Origin of the sequence: Undibacterium sp. WLX3042 (genome assembly GCF_049544825.1) — a bacterium.
Classification (GTDB): Bacteria; Pseudomonadota; Gammaproteobacteria; order Burkholderiales; family Burkholderiaceae_D; genus Undibacterium.
In genome coordinates this window covers 1,722,388-1,739,020 of the sequence record NZ_CP186698.1, presented here as the reverse complement: position 1 = coordinate 1,739,020, position 16,633 = coordinate 1,722,388, and the positions used below count along the sequence as shown (strand labels likewise).

The following is a 16,633-nucleotide window of genomic DNA, read 5'->3' as shown; positions in this document are numbered from 1 at the left end:
TCATGGCAGATTTTTTTAATGAATGGTGGGGTATAGGCATCGCCGCCATCGTAGCTCTTGGCATCGTCTTCTGTGTGGTTCTGTTATGGACGCAGTCGAAAGTCAAAGTAAAGGTTGGTGCTGACGGTAAACCTTTACCTGCGGAAACGACGGGCCATGTATGGGATGGTACTTTGATGGAACAAAATAATCCGTTACCACAATGGTGGAAATGGTTGTTCTATCTGACAATCGTCTTCAGTATTGGCTATCTGGTTGTTTATCCAGGTTTTGGTAGCAACAAGGGTTCATTTGGATGGTCTCAGGTTGGTGCTTACGATAAAGAAATGGCAGACGGGGAAGCGCAATATGGCCCTATCTTCAATAAATATCTGGCGATGGATATCAAAGACGTTGCTAAAGATCCGCAAGCACGTGAGATTGCTCAACGTCTATTCCTGAACAATTGTGCACAATGTCATGGATCTGATGCGCAGGGCGGTAAGGGATATCCAAATCTGACAGATAACGATTGGTTGTATGGTGGTGATCCTGCTATCATTAAGACTACCATTACTCACGGTCGTAACGGTCAGATGCCTCCGATGGGCGCAGCAGTTGGTAGTGATGATGATGTCCGTAATGTTGCTAACTATGTACTGAGTTTATCCAATTCTGCCCATGATCCTATCAAAGCAGCCTTAGGTAAGCCAAAGTTTGCCGCATGTGCTGCATGTCATGGTGCAGACGGTAAAGGAAATCAGGCTTTGGGTGCGCCGAATCTGACTGATAAAACCTGGTTGTACGGTGGTGACATTGATACGATAATGGAGACGATCAACAAAGGTAGAAATAACCTGATGCCAGCACAGGAAGCGAAACTGAGCAACGGTAAAATCCACCTGTTGGCAGCTTATGTCTGGGGTTTGTCAAATAACGCTGAAGCAGGGAAAGTATCAGATGCGGAAGCAGCAACCATCAAACAAATTGCTACTGCCGTTGTTCCTGCGGTTGAAAGCGCTGCAAAGTAAGAGCTGGAGCATTGTTTAAATAAGAAAGATGAAGTTTTAAAATGAAGCATATTCCCATTACTCCGGTGCCGACGGATGAAGTAGAGCTGGCTCTGTTTGAGGAACGTAAGAAAATATATCCTCGTACACAAAAGGGCTGGTTTGCATCCTGGCGCTGGGTAATGGTGGCTTTTACGCAGTTGCTGTTTTATGGCACAGCGTGGCTTAACTGGAACGATCGACAAGCAGTCTTATTCGATCTTGTTGCGCGTAAGTTTTACATATTCGGAATTGTTTTCTGGCCGCAGGATTTTATTTATCTCGCGGTCTTGCTGGTGATATCAGCTCTGTCACTGTTTTTATTTACTGCAGTGGCAGGACGTTTGTTCTGTGGCTATGCTTGTCCTCAGACCGTTTACACAGAATTATTTTTATGGATAGAGCGCAAGGTCGAAGGTGATCGTAACGCGCGTATCAAACTCGATACGGGTCCATTAACTGCACGTAAATTTTCTTTAAAATTCGTCAAGCACTTTTTATGGCTTGTTTTAAGCCTGTGGACGGGTTTTACCTTTGTCGGTTACTTCACTCCTATACGTGAATTGGCCATCTCCGTCGGCTCCTTTACGCTTGGGCCTTGGGAAACGTTCTGGTTTCTTTTCTACGGTTTTGCTACCTACGGTAACGCCGGCTGGATGCGGGAGCAAGTCTGTAAATACATGTGTCCTTACGCACGATTCCAAAGTGCGATGTTCGACAAAGATACATTGATTGTGACTTACGACAGTGCACGTGGTGAACCACGTGGTTCTCGTAACAAGAAAGTCGATTTCAAAGCGGCGGGTCTCGGTTCTTGTGTTGACTGCGGAATCTGCGTTCAGGTCTGTCCTACCGGGATAGATATTCGTAATGGTTTGCAATATGAGTGCATCGCCTGCGGTTTATGCATTGACGGCTGTGATCAGGTGATGGATAAAATGGGGTATGAGCGGGGTCTGATTCGCTATACAACTGAACATGCTCTCACAGGCAAGCTGGATAATAAAGCGATGTGGAAGCGCGTATTCCGTCTGAGAACGTTAATTTACAGCGGAATTTTAAGTTTAATTATTTTAGTGACGGCGGTATCACTGTTCTATCACGTCCCTTTAAAGGTTGATGTGATCAGGGATCGGGGTATGCCAAAAATTACTGAAAATGGCGAGATTGAAAATGTCTATCGCCTGCAAGTGATGAATACTCAGGAGTCTGCGCGACGTTATTCGGTCGAAGTAAAAGGTGTTAGCGGTGCGACGATCGTTAAAAATGCTGATATTGATGTGAAGTCAGCTGGAGCAAAAGCTGTTCCTGTACGTGTCCGTGTTCCTGCTAACGTTCTTCAGACTGGGTCAAATCGTATCTGGTTTGTGGTGAAGGACCTGGATTCGCCAGAAGTGAACGTGACTGAAAAAGCTGTATTTATTGTTCCGAGATAAGGAGTAGTCATGGACGCAATACTGGTGTCAAAAAAACGGGATAAGTGGTACAAAGAGCCTTGGTTATTGTTGGTCGCAGGCGGTCCGGCTGTTGTTGTTTGCGCGAGTATTTTTACAGGCGCTATTGCATTCCGTGGCGCTGACAAGGTCGTTGCTGAGGACTATTACAAACAAGGCTTAATGATCAATAAAGATATACAGCGAGATGCAAAAGCACGTGAACTACACCTGGGGGCAACTCTCAGTCTTGATGCCTCCGCTGGTAAATTGCGTATGCATTTAGCAGGCGATGGTAGCTTGCCGGAAACGGTGAAACTCAGCCTGGCGAACGCTGCCGAGAGTGGCTCCTCTGTCAATGAAATCGTACATCGTTTACCGATGGTGAGGGTGAGTCCCGGTATCTATGAAGGTGATTTAAAGTTAGTATCGAATATTTCTGCAAGTTCTGTTAAATTGTTTCACATTAAATTAGAAACGACTGATTGGCGACTGACCGGGGATTGGTTTGAGCCGGCACAAAAGGTGGTGCAATTAGGTACAGCAAAATAATTGCGCATCCCTATGATTCGTTGACTGATCAGTTAAATAATCACAAAAGGGGACGAGATTGGAACATCAGAATTCAGCTCACAGCAAAGCCCACTTGCGGCCAATGTTGATGATCGTGTTGTGGCCAGCGTTTTTGATGGCGTGTGCTGCAACAGGTTTGTTTTTCAGTCTCGTTGATCCCATGGAGTTGATTATTTTTGATCAGCGTCTGCAAATACACCTGACAGGGGTGTATACCATCGGTTTTTTCATGTTCTGGCTGTTAGGTATTCTGTCTAGCGGTCTGACCGCGTTGCTGGTGCAAAAAGCGCATTGAGTTCTGAATTGAGCGGGTGTCAGATTGGCAGGATGTACGTTTGCGTGGTCTGGAAGTTCAACACAAATGTGTTCTGTTAAGTGAGCCAGCTTTTTGCTGCAAACGACATAATGTGATTACCTCAGTTTCTATTCCATTTAAGAATGGAAGTTTTCAAATTTATTTATTGATATGCTGACTCTGCCTCTGATACTTGCTGCTGTAACCGCTGGTATCGCTGGAGGAGTGCATTGTGTCGGTATGTGCGGTGGTATATCGTCCATGCTCAGCCGCGCCGGAAATGGCAGACAAAAAGTAATTCCTATCAGTCGTGATGGCAATGCTGAAAGTCTGCCTCAGGTTTCGTTAAATAACAATGTCCGTTTTCAGGTTCTGCTCCAGACGGGCAGACTGACCACCTATATGATCATCGGTGCTGTGTTCGGAGGCTTGGGGGCTGCGGGTATGATTTTGAAACCATACTTTCCCATCCATCAAATCTTGTTCATTGCGGGTAATCTTGCGCTGATTATTTTGGGACTCAAAGTAACCGGAATGCGTTTTCATTTCAGCTATTTGAGCCCACACGTTTCGCGCTTACAGCAATCATTATTTTTTTGGGTGCCCCCCTTAAAACAAGGTATTCAGTATCCATTTTTTGTCGGTATGGCATGGGGATGTCTGCCTTGCGGACTGCTTTGGGGGATGGCGCCTTTTGCCTTGTTGGCCGGGGACGCATTCTCAGGCGCTGTACTCATGTTGTTATTTGGCTTGAGTGCGATGCCGCATCTTTTGCTGAGTCAGGGAATATTTAACGCTGTCAGTAATGTCAGGGTGCCTGCGGCTTTAAAATATACAGGTGCGTTTATACTGATAGCGATTGGGATACTCGGACTCTGGTATTCGGATATGCAGCAGATGCCAGGTTTTCTTTGTGTATTACCTGAGCGCTAGCATTTGCCTGCAAAAGCATGTGCGATTATGCTTTAGTGTTAATCAGTGTTCCCAATAATTCATCAGCGGTTTTGACCATTTTTGCATTGATGTCAAAACTAGCTTTGTATTGAATAGACTGTACTATTTCTTTCGTCAGATCCGTACCACTGGTCTCTTGCGCAGCCATTCGGAAGCCCTCTTGGCTGACGCTGACAGTTACCCCATTACTTGTTTCTTGAAAGCTGACTTGCTGAGGTAGAAAGCCTTGAGTTTCAGCATTCGCTACATTATGACCCGATACATTTAATGCAGTTTGATTTGCCCGCATGCCTGAAAGGCCACTGCTCAATATTGAAGATAACATCAGTTTTTCTTCCCGTAAATATTGCCATATCTGTAGTGTATTCCGTATTTTTTACATTGCTACATATTTGACACTATTTAATCTGTCAGAGGTATTCTTATTTCCAGCGTCGTACCTTCACCCGGTGTGCTCAGAACCTGAAATTCTCCATTCATCGCTTTGATTCGTTCTCTCATACCCACCAAGCCGAATGAGCTGGTTTTGCTCATATCTTCTTCAACGATTCCTTTGCCATTGTCGTTAATATTTAACTGAAGTATTTCTTCGGAGCGTTGAAATTCAATCTGGACATCGCTGGCTTCAGCATGACGTGCCACATTGGTCAATGATTCCTGAACAATACGGAAAATAGCGGTGCTTCGCGCGTCATCCAAGGTCAGTTGATCCTCATCTGCAATCAATTCACAATTAATACGATGACGATGAGAAAAATCGCGCTGTAAAGTCTGCAGCGCAAAAAAAAGCCCGCCTTCATCCAGTGCCCGGGGGCGCAGATCGGTGGCGATCCGTCGCAGCGTAGTAATCGCAGTTAATATCAACTGATCCATACTATTAATGGTGGGCTTATTTCGCTCTAAAAAAGAAGGATCTCGTTGAAGTAAGGACAAATCCATTCTCAGTGCGGCAAGTAGCTGACCTAGGTCATCGTGTAACTCGCGTGCAATATGTTTACGCTCTTCTTCACGGATTGATTGCAGTGTGGCTGAGAGCTGGCTTAGCTGCTCGTGATACTTTGCCATTTTTTCTTTTGCGACTTTTCGGTCAGTAATATCTCTGAAGATGACCGTGTAATAGCGTTTCCCGTTCTCCAGCTGGTGAGCAATTGATGCCTCAATCGGAAACTCGTCGGCTGATGCCCTACATCCGGTGACATAGAAGTCTTCAAAATGAGTGCCCATTTTGCGGCGGGTAATACCTGCTTCTCCAAATTGTTGCACGTGATTTTTATGTGTCTCGCGATGGCGGGCAGGGATTAAGCGGTTGAGTGATGTTCCTATTAAATCGTTGACTTCGTAACCGAAAATCAGAGCAGCTGCCGGATTGGCCAGAATAATATCCTGCTTTTCATCGACGGTGATGATGCCATCGATGGCGGTGTCTATCATACGGCTCAGGCGCTGGCGTTCCAGTTTTAATTCTTCAGCAGATTCCGCGAGACTGTGAGTGGAGGCAGCAAGGCTGGCATATGGTGTGTGGATGTTGACTGCAACCATACTGCGATAAATTGCGATCGCAGAGAATAGCTGAAACGTATGTCCGATGACGACATTGACATCACTGGTTTCGGCGTAGATTGAGAAATACACTTCAGACATTGCCATCATGATGGTGGCTAAAAACAAAGGTACTCTGTCGATATGCAAATGCTCTGCAGTCTTATCAATCTGGAAGCGTAATGCGTGTCTGTAAAATAAAACGGCAGCCAAGATATGTGCTGCAATTAATGAGGTTTCGCATGCTACTTTGAAGGACGTCTGACCCGCTCCTTGGATAAAAGTAAGAGGGATCCAATCGGGAAAAGCAAAAACCAGGATGCCCCAGCCTAATGTTGCCAGCAGGCCTGCCGTCAAAACGCCGTATGATTGCATCTGACTTATTTCTGAGTCTTCCGGATCAAAGGCAAGACCAAGTAAAGTTGTAGCAATGATGGATCTTGAAATCAGCCAGAAACTCATGGACTTGTGCATGTCGCCTGCGGTCTCGAATCCCGGCATACCCTGAAATGTGAGCGTGTGAAAAAAACCCAGTATCGCCGTACAGAGAAATGCAACGGCCAGTATCACACTGCTTTTTTTACGCACTTCACCAAATGCATTCCAGCAAACGATAAATACCGATGCAAAGATAACGATCGTTACCGTTTCAAGAAAGGTGTGAACCGGCAGAGGTGCTGGCACAACGAATACGGAGAGACGCTCCTGATCTATCCATATAAAACAGGACAGAACGAACAGAAAACCCGCTATCCAGCGAGCCTCGGATAATCTTGAAGTTAAGGAGGTGGGTTGGGATGACATGCGACAGGATGGTAAGAGAATAATATCTGGGAATTTTAGCGCTAGACGTCAGTTTGTATTGATATCTTGTTAAAAAGAAAAGTGGCATCCATCAATGGATGCCACTATTTTCAAGGTCATGGAACTGATGCCAGTAATTATCAGTGAGACATGAATACTGGGACAGTCATACTTTCAAGAATAGTTTTAGTCACACCACCCATGATCATTTCTCTGAAGCGGGAATGTCCGTAACCGCCCATAATGATCATGTCACTATCAAGATCATGCGCTAATGACAGCAATGCGTTACCGATATCGGTCGACGTTTTGTGGACGGAAACTTCAACTTTGACACCATGTCTTGCCAGATAAAGTGCGATATCCGCACCTGGTTGTTCGCCATGAGCATCAGGCGTGGATTTAGGATTAAAAATCGCAACCTGAACAACATCTGCTTTTTTCAGCAAAGGCAATGCATCAGTGACAGCACGGGTCGCTTCTCTGCTTGCATCCCAGGAAATCAGAGGGCGTTTCGCGATGGTATTAAAATCGCCGGCGTAGGGGATGATCAGTACCGGACGTCCGGAGTTCATCACAATATATTCGGGGAAATCCGGCAGGACAGAGGGCGAAGGCTCATCGTGGTTGGTTTGCCCGATGATCACCAGATCACTGTATCTGGCCTGAAGACCAATGCCACCGCCAGCCTCATCATTGGCAATCATACTTTCATGAGATGAAATGCCTGTTGTTTCTACTTCGCGGTTGAAATTTGCGACGGCTTTTTCAGCACGTTCTCTGAGAAAATTAAGATGTATTGTCAAGTTTGGATCACTGGCGCTGATGTTTCCGTCCTGATAAATAAAACGGGATACTCCGGTCACCGCAGTTCCGATTAAATGTGCATCTTCCGATTTCGCAATGTCTGCCGCAAATTTGATTCTTACATTGGAACGCTCTGATTCATCAACGTGCACAAGTATGGTCTTATATGTCATGTCATTGCTCCTGTTAATTATTTCTCCGCTCAGAGCGAAATAAACACTGAGGTGAAAATTGGTAATGAATCAAAAGTCGGCGTACGAATTTTTGCGCAAGTTGTCAGATTCTAACTTAAATATTTTATACGGCAACTGCTGTCTCATTTCCCCATTGTGGAAGTAGTTTTTTTCCAACCATAACAGATACTTTATCACTGACTTTGTTCCGGGTTTTTGCCGGTGGCAGACGACGTAAGGTTTTCAATGCGGTCGTATCCAGCAAACAGATTTCACGTTGATCAACGCTGATCAGACCCATTTCGTTAAATGCAGAAAGCGTACGGCTGACAGTCTCTAATGTAAGACCAAGGTAGCTGCCGATTTCATGGCGCGTCATACGCAGGTTGAATGATTTTCCTGAATAACCCAGTTGACTGAAGCGATCACCCAGTGTGGTCAGAAAACGGGCAACTTTGGCTTCTGCGCTCAGTGCACTGAGCATGCCTATCATTAATTGTTCACGTACCAGTTCGCGGCTCATCACACTGAACATTGCATGTTCCAATTCAGGATAATTGCGGCCCAGATTTGCAAACGCCTTGTAGGGCAAAATAATAATGTCGCAATCAGACAAAGCAACGGCTTCGGAGGCATGCTGTTGGTTGTGGATGCCATCAATTCCGAGCAGATCACCTTTCATCGGAAAGCTCAGCACTTGTTCGTTACCGTATTCATCAATCAATACGGTTTTCAGAAATCCCGAGTTGACAACGTACAAGGCTTCAAAATTCTGACCGATTGTATGGATGCGTTGTCCGGCTTTAAAACGCACATGCTGAAATAATGCCTCTTCATCTGTTGCGTTAAGCGGCGCAGGAATATTCAACAGTTCACAGACCTGACTCAGGTCAGACCATAAATTGCCGTGGCAACGCCATCCTGCCTCATTTGACTTCATTGGAAGGATCGTTTTGTTTGCTGGAATATGATGGCTGACCTGGCGGGAAGTTTGAGCAACTGTTGTCATGTGAGTCTCCTGGATAAACGAAAATTAATTAACTTGTTTCGACATATTTGGACTTTCCCAGTCGTACAGAAAATTCTGTATCTGGTTGAAGTCAGTAGATTTGTCGAGAAAACCGTCTGCACCAGCGCGCATTGCGTGCACGCGATTGTCTTCTGTTGAATGATTCGTGAGAATGACAATCTTGATCTCTGGTTTATTTTGCTTCACATCTTTCAAAAGTTGCAAGCCATTTTTATCGCCTAACTGCAAATCGAGAATCATTGCATCAGTGTCGCTATTGATAACACTGTCGTAGGCAGTATCGACGTCACCGGAAACACCGATAACGTGTATGCCAGGTATTTCTTCTACGAAACGAATGAGCCGGTTCTGGATTAAAACCGAATCTTCAACGATAAATAAATTCATGGTGCTCGTGATGTAAGACATCGCTTGTTTGCTTGATGTCTATTATCACGGCTGGGCTTTTTGATTTAAATCAGGTAATGCTGATTTGACTTGTCAGATTTGCGGCTGATCTTATAGGAATATTCCTACAAAATAGTGACGAGAGGGTAGTGCAGGGTCAGGCGTTAGGAATCAGAAGATTATGGGCCACAGCATATTGGACCAGATCCGAAATATTGCTCATATTCATTTTTTGCATAATCCTCATCTTATGCGTACTGACTGTTTTTACGCTGAGGTGTAACAGGTCGCCAATTTCAGTAATTGTTTTTCCCTTGACAATATGGCTGAACACTTCAAATTCCCTGTCGGAGAGGCTGGTGTGTGGAAGATTATCGTCTGCAGGCATAGCATTCATCGCTAATTGTTCTGCGACCTCAATACTGATGTACGGCCTGCCCGAAGCGACTTTGCGTAATGCAGTCACCAATTGCGTACCTGCACTTTCTTTCGTCAGATACCCTCTGGCACCCGCTCTGATCGCACGCACAGCGTATTGCTCTTCCTCATGCATGGTAAGAATCAGGATAGGGAGCTTGGGAAATTCATCTTTGATCTGGCGAATCAGATCGACGCCGCTTCTGCCTGGCATGGAAAGATCCATGAGCAGAACATCAAACTGTGTGTTTCTGACTTTTTCCAAAGTATCAAATCCATCGACAGCTTCTGCAACTACATGAATGTCGTCGTTTCCATCAAGTATGCGCTTGAGTCCTTCGCGCATGATAGTGTGGTCATCGGCAATAAGAATTCTAATCATTGATCAGTGGTGCAGTTGGATTTTGTACAAGCTGAGTCTCAAGACTCGCGCTATTGTACTGTACAACTTAATCAGTTGCTTATTGCCTGTTCCCGTCAACAGCTCAGTGTTTTTTGACTCTGTGTACCAGAACTGGAATATCACACAAGGATAAAACTTTGCTGGTTGTGCTTCCTAAAAGTAATTGTCCGACGCCACTGCGCCCGTGTGACGCGATGAAGATCAGGTCGCAGGCGTATTCTTGTGCTGTGTGCACGATTTCTTTTGCGGGAGCGTCGCTGAATTTGACTACGCTTTCGAACTCCAGCCCTTCCTTTTGTGCAGCAACTCGTGCGGGTTCCAGATAAGACTCGCCAAAGGCCCGCATTGCTGCCTGATATTCCTCTTCGGTTGGTGTGTTTGGCGGAATGATGTCGATGTAAATAGGGTACTGATAGTTTGCCGCTACAAATATGCCTACTACTTTGGCATTCACTTTTTTCGCAAACTCAATACCCGCTTGAATGCTGGCATTGGCTAGTTCCGACCCATCGGTTGGCATAAGAATTTTGCTGTACATCATTCTTCCTTTCGGTAGTGGGAGATCGAACGTTTATGATGGATGATCTGAATAAGGTCCGTTTGATTCATCACAAAACTTATGATGGTTAATCAATGTTGATACATTGTTCAGATCATATCTGTTATCGAACGCAAAAGTTTGCCATTGCCAATGGCTTGGTTAACATTCTTTTTTTGTTTAATCAGAAATGTTTTAGCCCTATCGCGGCTTTCACTTCATCGGTCGTTTTGGCTGCAATCTCCCGCGCTTTTTGGGTTCCCTCTTTGAGCATCTGCAGAACCTGGCCGCGATCTTTCGCATATTCCTCGCGACGCTCACGAATTGGTGCAAGCAGATCCTGCAAAATTCCTTCAAGTCGTGCCTTGACTACGCTGTCACCCAAGCCACCGCGTGTGTAGTGGTCTTTCATTGCTTGTAAACCGATTTTGTCTTCATCGAACGCATCCAGATAAATAAACGCAACGTTATCTTCCAGATGACCAGGGTCGCTGACGCGCAGATGCAATGGATCCGTATAGACGTTGCGCACTGCCGCTTTTATCTCTGCCGGACTGGCGCCGAGGTTGATTGTATTTCCCAGGGATTTACTCATTTTGGCTTTTCCGTCGATACCCGGCAAACGACCGATCTCTGGTACCAGCGCCTGACACTCAACCAGAATGTCTTTCTTCGCCAGACGATTGAAGCGGCGAACGATTTCGTTTGTCTGTTCAATCATAGGAATCTGGTCTTCACCTACAGGTACCAGGCTTGCTTTGAATGCGGTAATATCAGCGGCCTGACTGACCGGGTATGTCAGAAATCCAGCAGGAATGTCGCGCTCAAAATTACGCAGGATGATCTCTTGTTTGATCGTTGGATTGCGTTCCAGGCGGGCAACTGAAACCAGGTTCAGATAGTAGAAGGTTAGCTCTGTCAGTTCGGGAATTTGCGACTGAATGAAGATCGTGGATTTGGTGGGGTCAATGCCGACGGCGAGGTAATCCAGCGCAACCTCAAGTACGTTGTCATGAACTTTGGCCGGATTGTCCATATTGTCCGTTAATGCCTGCGCATCGGCGAGCATGATGTACTGCTGATATTGATGTTGATATTTGACGCGATTGCGCAGGCTGCCGACAAAATGCCCCAAATGGAGCGGACCGGTAGGGCGGTCGCCAGTCAGAATGGTGTGGTTTTTATTTTCAGTTGTACTTGCTTGCATAAAAATTCCGTTGTTTACGTGCGTAAAAAAATGCCGCTCAATTGTGGCGGCATTTTTAATATGTGCGTCTAATCAAGGCGTTATGATGCCGTCACCGCCGATTATGTGTCAAGTTTGCTTGGATTGATCAAAAAGTCTGCAAATTTTCAATAGTTTAACCGACGAAATCATGATTTCTGAATGGTAAAATTCGGCACACTCGATTTACCAGATGACATCTGATTGCCTGAATATTTAGAAAGAAAATTATTTTGACTGCAGTTTCTCCCAAAAAATTGGTCATTGCTTCCAGAGAGAGCCGGTTGGCAATGTGGCAGGCTGAACATGTGCGTGACCAGTTGTTAACTTTATACCCCGAGTGTCAGGTCGATATTCTTGGAATGACGACCCGCGGGGACCAGATTTTAGATCGTGCTTTGTCGAAAGTCGGCGGGAAGGGGTTGTTTGTTAAAGAGTTGGAAGTGGCGATGGCTGAAGGGCGTGCCGATCTGGCAGTCCACTCTCTTAAAGACGTTCCTATGGAATTGCCAGATGGTTTCGCTTTAGCTGCCATTTTAGAACGCGAGGACCCCCGGGATGCATTTGTTTCCAATGATTATGATTCATTGAGCAGTTTGCCAGAGGGTGCAGTTGTCGGTACCAGTAGTCTGCGCCGTCAGGCTTTTATATCAGCACGGTTCCCGCATCTGGTGATTCGTCCTCTGCGGGGAAATCTTGATACACGCTTACGCAAGCTTGATGAAGGCGAATACGCTGCAATCATACTCGCTGCAGCAGGATTAAAGCGGCTCGGACTACCGCAACGGATACGCGGATTTCTGGAGCCGGAAGCCAGCTTACCCGCAGCGGGGCAGGGAGCTATGGCGATAGAAGTGTCTGACTCGCGCCCTGATTTACTTGAGTTGCTTGCCCCGTTGAATCATTTGGCAACGTCACAGTCAGTTATTGCTGAACGAACAGTATCGAGGGTTTTTGGCGGAAGTTGCCAGATACCGTTAGCGGCGTTTGCAACCGTCGCCGATCACAAAATGCATTTGCGCGGTATGGTCGCTACGCCTGATGGTCAGAGAGTAGCCAGTGCTGAGGTATTCGGTGATGCCTCAAACCCTGCAGCACTCGGTTTGCAACTGGCGCAGGCTTTGTCTGCCCAAGATGCCGAGGGCATTCTGGCTTTATGTAAAGCGCAGATTGTTGAGTAAATTGCGCATGTCTGTCAGGAACGTGATTGTTACGCGCCCGTTGGCGCAGGCTCAGGAGTTTGTAGCGAAAGTTAATGCAATTTCGCGTTCTTGCCAGTTTTTTCCGCTCCTTGAAATACATCCACTGGAAGATCAGTCGGAGATCATCGATGTTGTCGCTCACCTCAGCCATTACGCATTGGTTGTCTTTGTAAGCCCGAATGCCATCGACGCATTTTTTTCTCATGTCAGGCAATGGCCACCGCAGCTTCCGATTGGTGTCGTAGGGGAGGGGAGCAGACTTGCATTAGTACGCCATGGGGTGAATTCTGATAATACGACGATCATCTGCCCTTCTGATAAATTAAAAACAGATTCCGAAGCGCTTGCGGCGGAGATTGATTTTGCTGCGTTGGCTGGTAAGCAGGTATTGTTGGTGAGAGGAACAACGGGCAGGGAGTTTTTAGCCGATGCTTTTCGTTCACGTGGTGTCAGTGTGAAGCAATTGGCTGCTTACCGGCGGAGTGCTCCTGAATTCAGCATTTCGGTGCGGACGCAATTAGATGCATTGCTTCAGTCCGACAATGACTGGGTAATCACTAGTTCTGAAGCATTGCGAACCCTTATTCTCTGGTGCGGGCAATTATCGGGTGACAATGCCGTGGCAAAAATCCAACATCAACATCTTATCGTTCCCCACGTCCGTATTGCCGAAACGGCGCAGGTACTGGGGTTTCATTCCATCACTTTAACCGCGTCAGGCGACGAACAGGTGCTTGTCGCGTTACAATCCAGCGTATGAATGAACAGCAAACAAATACAGGGGGTTCTTTGCCATCCCAAAGCCCTGATCAATCCATAGCCGCGACCGCGGCTAATGCGCTTCCTGCTCAATCGGCAGGTAATTGGACGCATCCTTCGTTTCTGATTTCCGGCATCCTGGCTGTATTGCTGGCCGCACAATGGTGGTCTTCGCAAAATCAGATCAGTGTCCTGAAAGAAGAGGTCGCGCGACGTTTATTGAGTGCCGACACCACCAGCAATGAGACGAAGTTGCTGGCAAAAAATGTACAGGAAACGACAAAAGAAATTCAGGCCAAAGTGCTTTTGATTGAGAGCAAACAAATGGAGTCTCAAAGCCAGCAACTGGCTTTGGAGCAGCTATATCAGGATCTGTCAAAAAACCGAGATGAGTGGGCTTTGGCTGAAATTGAGCAGGTACTGGCTACCGCCAGTCAGCAATTGCAGTTGGCTGGTAACGTCCAGGGAGCGTTAATTGCATTGCAGAATGCAGACGGGCGTCTGGCCAAATCCGATAAACCCCAGTTCATTACGATCAGAAGAGCGATCGCCAAAGATATTGACCGTCTGAAATCTTTGCCGGCACTGGATCTACCCGGAATAGCATTACGCCTTGATAGCGTCATCACGCAAGTGGATCATATTCCTTTGTGGGCTGATGAAAAATCGGTGGTTTCCCCGACTCCGCCAAAAGCACCGTTGAGAATTATCTCTAAAGGCCAGCGTGCGCCAAAACAGGATAAAAAAGTAGCAGAAGCGGAAGAAATTACTTTGTCTATGCGTTTGCAGGATGCCTGGCAGAGTTTTTCAAGTGAGATGTGGGGGGAATTGAAGCAACTGATTCGTGTGCGCAATGTGGAAACACCGGATGCATTATTGTTGACGCCTTCTCAATCGTATTTTGCGCGCGAAAATCTGAAGTTGCGTCTGTTGAATGCACGACTCGCTTTGCTGGCCAGAAATGAGAGTGTGTTCCGTAGTGATCTGGTTTCGGCGCAAGATGCAATTTCAAAGTATTTCGACACCAGAGCAAAACAGACGCAGAATGCACAAGCCTTATTGCGTCAGGTACAGGGCAGTAATTTGTCGATAGAGATGCCAAATCTGTCAGAAAGTTTAAATGCAGTACGCAACTACAAAGTGAAGCCTTAACGTATGCGAATTTTTATCCGGCTTCTGATTCTGTTCTCTCTTGCCGTTGGACTGGCGATAGGCGCGCGTTTCAATCCAGGAAACGTCGTGCTGTTTTATCCTCCATACAGAATTGATTTATCGTTAAATTTATTTCTCTTTCTGGTCGCACTGCTGTTCCTGGTCCTTTACGTTATTCTCGGAGCGATAGTCACCACTCGCAAGATGCCGAAGAAAGTTGCAGCTTACCGGCAGCAAAAGCGTGAACGTGATGGTAACAAGGCATTGAGAGAGTCGCTTAAAACCTTATTCGAAGGACGTTTCGGATATGCTGAAAAAGCGGCGATTCGTGCCGCCGAATTGCCGGATAACGCTGGTGTTGCTGCCTTGATTGGTGCGCGGGCAGCGCATCACATGGGGCAATTTGAACGCAGGGATCTGTGGCTGGCAGGAATCGAGGCAGACAACAATTATAAAGTCGCCAGACTGGTCAGTGCGACCGAGCTGCTGGTGGATCAGCATCAGTCAGATAAGGCGCTGGAGGCTGTCAAGGAGCTGCATGCCAATGGTAGCCGCCATATTCAGGTGTTGCGCTGGGCTTTAAAAGCAAATCAGCAAGCGCAGAAATGGGCTGATGTCTTGAAACTGGTTCGTACACTCGATAAACATCATGCGCTCCATCCAGCGCTCTCAAAAAGGCTGAAGGAATTGGCCTACGAGGATTTGTTGAAGGGGCATGAGCACGACGCTGAGTCTTTGCGTCGTGTCTGGTTTGATATTCCTGCAAATGACAGGAAATCGGCCTTTATCGCTTATCAGGCTGCGAATGCGTTTAATGCCCGAGGTTTGTTTGACGAGGCGCGCTCGATTGTTGAGAAGTCTCTGGCAGAGGAGTGGGATGAGCGTTTGCTGCGTGCATACCGTGATGCAGCGGCAGCCGAAGGGTCGGCTGCCTTGTTGTCGCAGATTGAACATTGCGAAAGATGGTCTCTGAATCATCCTACCGATCCGGAACTGGCGTTGACGCTTGGTGTACTTTGCCTCCGTCAGAAATTATGGGGCAAGGCGCAGCGTCATATGGAGCAAGCGTTGTCTGACGCGGTTTCTGCCCGTACAGTGACTGAATCGAATCTGAAACTGGCGCAGCTGCATGAGGCGCTCGGACAGGACGAAGAGGCGGCTTATCATTACAGGCAATGTGCAATCGCAACAACACTGTAAATTGACGGTCTTGTCTTTTGCGTTGCACAAATCCATCGATAAAACCGATATAATTTTGTCCGGTAAATTGACTTTATTGATATCTATTAAGAAAGAGTGACATGAGCTTGAATAACGTACCAGCAGGTCGTGATCTGCCAAATGACTTTAACGTCATCATTGAAATTCCTATGAATGCAGATCCGATTAAATACGAGGTTGATAAAGAAACCGGCGCTATTTTTGTTGATCGTTTCATGGGTACGGCAATGCACTACCCATGCAACTACGGATATGTTCCGCAGACTATCGCTGGTGACGGTGACCCGGTTGATGTTTTGGTGATTACACCGTTCCCTTTGATTCCTGGTGTCGTTGTTCGCTGCCGTGCAATTGGTGTCCTGCAAATGACTGACGAAGGTGGTCAGGATGCGAAAGTGTTAGCAGTTCCTGTTGACAAAATTTTACCGATTTACACACATTGGCAAAAGCCTGAAGATTTGAATGAACTGCGCCTGAAACAGATTCAACATTTCTTTGAGCACTACAAAGATCTTGAAAAAGGCAAATGGGTCAAAGTTGAAGGTTGGGCTGGTCCGGATGAGGCGAAAAAAGAAATTCTTGATGGTGTGGAGAATTTCAAAAAAGCTCAGAAATAAGCAAGTTTCTCTAAGAAAAACGCGGCCTCAGTAGCCGCGTTTTTTTATTCAGGTTGAACTGCGCTTCGCTGACGTT

At 46.4% G+C, this 16,633-nt stretch carries 18 protein-coding genes; 10 read left to right on the top strand and 8 right to left on the bottom strand.

Annotated features, from left to right (window positions below):
* The first annotated feature begins 2 nt into the window (after positions 1-2).
* From ccoP to ACPAOP_RS07845, 5 genes are all read left to right on the top strand, one after another.
* On the top strand, positions 3-1,010 hold the full coding sequence (ccoP, locus tag ACPAOP_RS07865; protein ID WP_423709866.1) for a cytochrome-c oxidase, cbb3-type subunit III: 1,008 nt from the start codon (positions 3-5) through the stop codon (positions 1,008-1,010).
* A gap of 41 nt (positions 1,011-1,051) precedes the next feature.
* On the top strand, positions 1,052-2,464 hold the full coding sequence (gene ccoG, locus ACPAOP_RS07860) for a cytochrome c oxidase accessory protein CcoG (RefSeq protein WP_423679454.1): 1,413 nt from the start codon (positions 1,052-1,054) through the stop codon (positions 2,462-2,464).
* A gap of 9 nt (positions 2,465-2,473) precedes the next feature.
* Entirely contained in the window at positions 2,474-3,013 is a 540-nt protein-coding gene (locus tag ACPAOP_RS07855) for a FixH family protein (protein ID WP_423679455.1), read from the top strand.
* A 58-nt stretch (positions 3,014-3,071) separates the two neighbouring features.
* Entirely contained in the window at positions 3,072-3,329 is a 258-nt protein-coding gene (locus ACPAOP_RS07850; protein WP_423679456.1) for a hypothetical protein, read from the top strand.
* A gap of 171 nt (positions 3,330-3,500) precedes the next feature.
* Positions 3,501-4,262 carry a sulfite exporter TauE/SafE family protein gene (locus ACPAOP_RS07845; protein WP_423709865.1) on the top strand — a complete coding sequence of 254 codons (762 nt, stop codon included), beginning with the start codon at positions 3,501-3,503 and terminating at the stop codon, positions 4,260-4,262.
* A 25-nt stretch (positions 4,263-4,287) separates the two neighbouring features.
* Here ACPAOP_RS07845 and ACPAOP_RS07840 read toward each other — a convergent pair whose 3' ends face one another.
* The 8 genes from ACPAOP_RS07840 to trpS all read right to left on the bottom strand — a co-directional run bounded on the left by ACPAOP_RS07840 (position 4,288) and on the right by trpS (position 11,588).
* Positions 4,288-4,608, bottom strand: coding sequence for a flagellar basal body rod C-terminal domain-containing protein (locus ACPAOP_RS07840; RefSeq protein ID WP_423709864.1), 321 nt, complete (start codon positions 4,606-4,608; stop codon positions 4,288-4,290).
* Between the two features lie 77 nt (positions 4,609-4,685).
* Positions 4,686-6,626, bottom strand: coding sequence for an MASE3 domain-containing protein (locus ACPAOP_RS07835; RefSeq protein ID WP_423709863.1), 1,941 nt, complete (start codon positions 6,624-6,626; stop codon positions 4,686-4,688).
* Between the two features lie 140 nt (positions 6,627-6,766).
* Positions 6,767-7,606, bottom strand: a complete 840-nt coding sequence (locus ACPAOP_RS07830) for a universal stress protein (RefSeq protein WP_423709862.1) — start codon at positions 7,604-7,606, stop codon at positions 6,767-6,769.
* A 124-nt stretch (positions 7,607-7,730) separates the two neighbouring features.
* Positions 7,731-8,546: a helix-turn-helix domain-containing protein gene (locus ACPAOP_RS07825; protein WP_423709990.1), complete on the bottom strand. Its 816-nt coding sequence runs from the start codon at positions 8,544-8,546 to the stop codon at positions 7,731-7,733.
* A gap of 93 nt (positions 8,547-8,639) precedes the next feature.
* A complete protein-coding gene (locus ACPAOP_RS07820) occupies positions 8,640-9,023 on the bottom strand; it encodes a response regulator (protein WP_423709861.1) in 384 nt (127 codons plus the stop codon).
* Positions 9,024-9,180: 157 nt separating this feature from the next.
* Positions 9,181-9,822: a response regulator gene (locus tag ACPAOP_RS07815; protein ID WP_423679462.1), complete on the bottom strand. Its 642-nt coding sequence runs from the start codon at positions 9,820-9,822 to the stop codon at positions 9,181-9,183.
* 103 nt (positions 9,823-9,925) lie between these two features.
* Positions 9,926-10,381, bottom strand: a complete 456-nt coding sequence (locus tag ACPAOP_RS07810) for a universal stress protein (RefSeq protein ID WP_423679463.1) — start codon at positions 10,379-10,381, stop codon at positions 9,926-9,928.
* 184 nt (positions 10,382-10,565) lie between these two features.
* On the bottom strand, positions 10,566-11,588 hold the full coding sequence (trpS, locus tag ACPAOP_RS07805) for a tryptophan--tRNA ligase (RefSeq protein ID WP_186885848.1): 1,023 nt from the start codon (positions 11,586-11,588) through the stop codon (positions 10,566-10,568).
* Between the two features lie 251 nt (positions 11,589-11,839).
* On the opposite strand from trpS, the gene hemC reads away from it, so the two are divergent.
* From hemC to ppa, 5 genes are all read left to right on the top strand, one after another.
* Complete coding sequence (gene hemC / locus ACPAOP_RS07800) at positions 11,840-12,787, top strand: hydroxymethylbilane synthase (RefSeq protein ID WP_423709860.1); 948 nt, start codon at positions 11,840-11,842, stop codon at positions 12,785-12,787.
* Positions 12,780-13,568 (top strand): uroporphyrinogen-III synthase, encoded by a 789-nt coding sequence (locus tag ACPAOP_RS07795; RefSeq protein WP_423709859.1) that lies wholly within the window; start codon positions 12,780-12,782, stop codon positions 13,566-13,568. The genes hemC and ACPAOP_RS07795 overlap by 8 nt, the downstream gene beginning before the upstream one ends.
* Positions 13,565-14,719 (top strand): uroporphyrinogen-III C-methyltransferase, encoded by a 1,155-nt coding sequence (locus ACPAOP_RS07790; protein WP_423679466.1) that lies wholly within the window; start codon positions 13,565-13,567, stop codon positions 14,717-14,719. Before ACPAOP_RS07795 ends, ACPAOP_RS07790 begins: the two co-directional genes overlap by 4 nt.
* A 3-nt stretch (positions 14,720-14,722) precedes the next feature.
* A complete protein-coding gene (locus ACPAOP_RS07785) occupies positions 14,723-15,919 on the top strand; it encodes a heme biosynthesis HemY N-terminal domain-containing protein (RefSeq protein ID WP_423679467.1) in 1,197 nt (398 codons plus the stop codon).
* Positions 15,920-16,020: 101 nt separating this feature from the next.
* Positions 16,021-16,557 (top strand): inorganic diphosphatase, encoded by a 537-nt coding sequence (ppa, locus tag ACPAOP_RS07780; protein ID WP_423679468.1) that lies wholly within the window; start codon positions 16,021-16,023, stop codon positions 16,555-16,557.
* Positions 16,558-16,633: the final 76 nt, after the last annotated feature.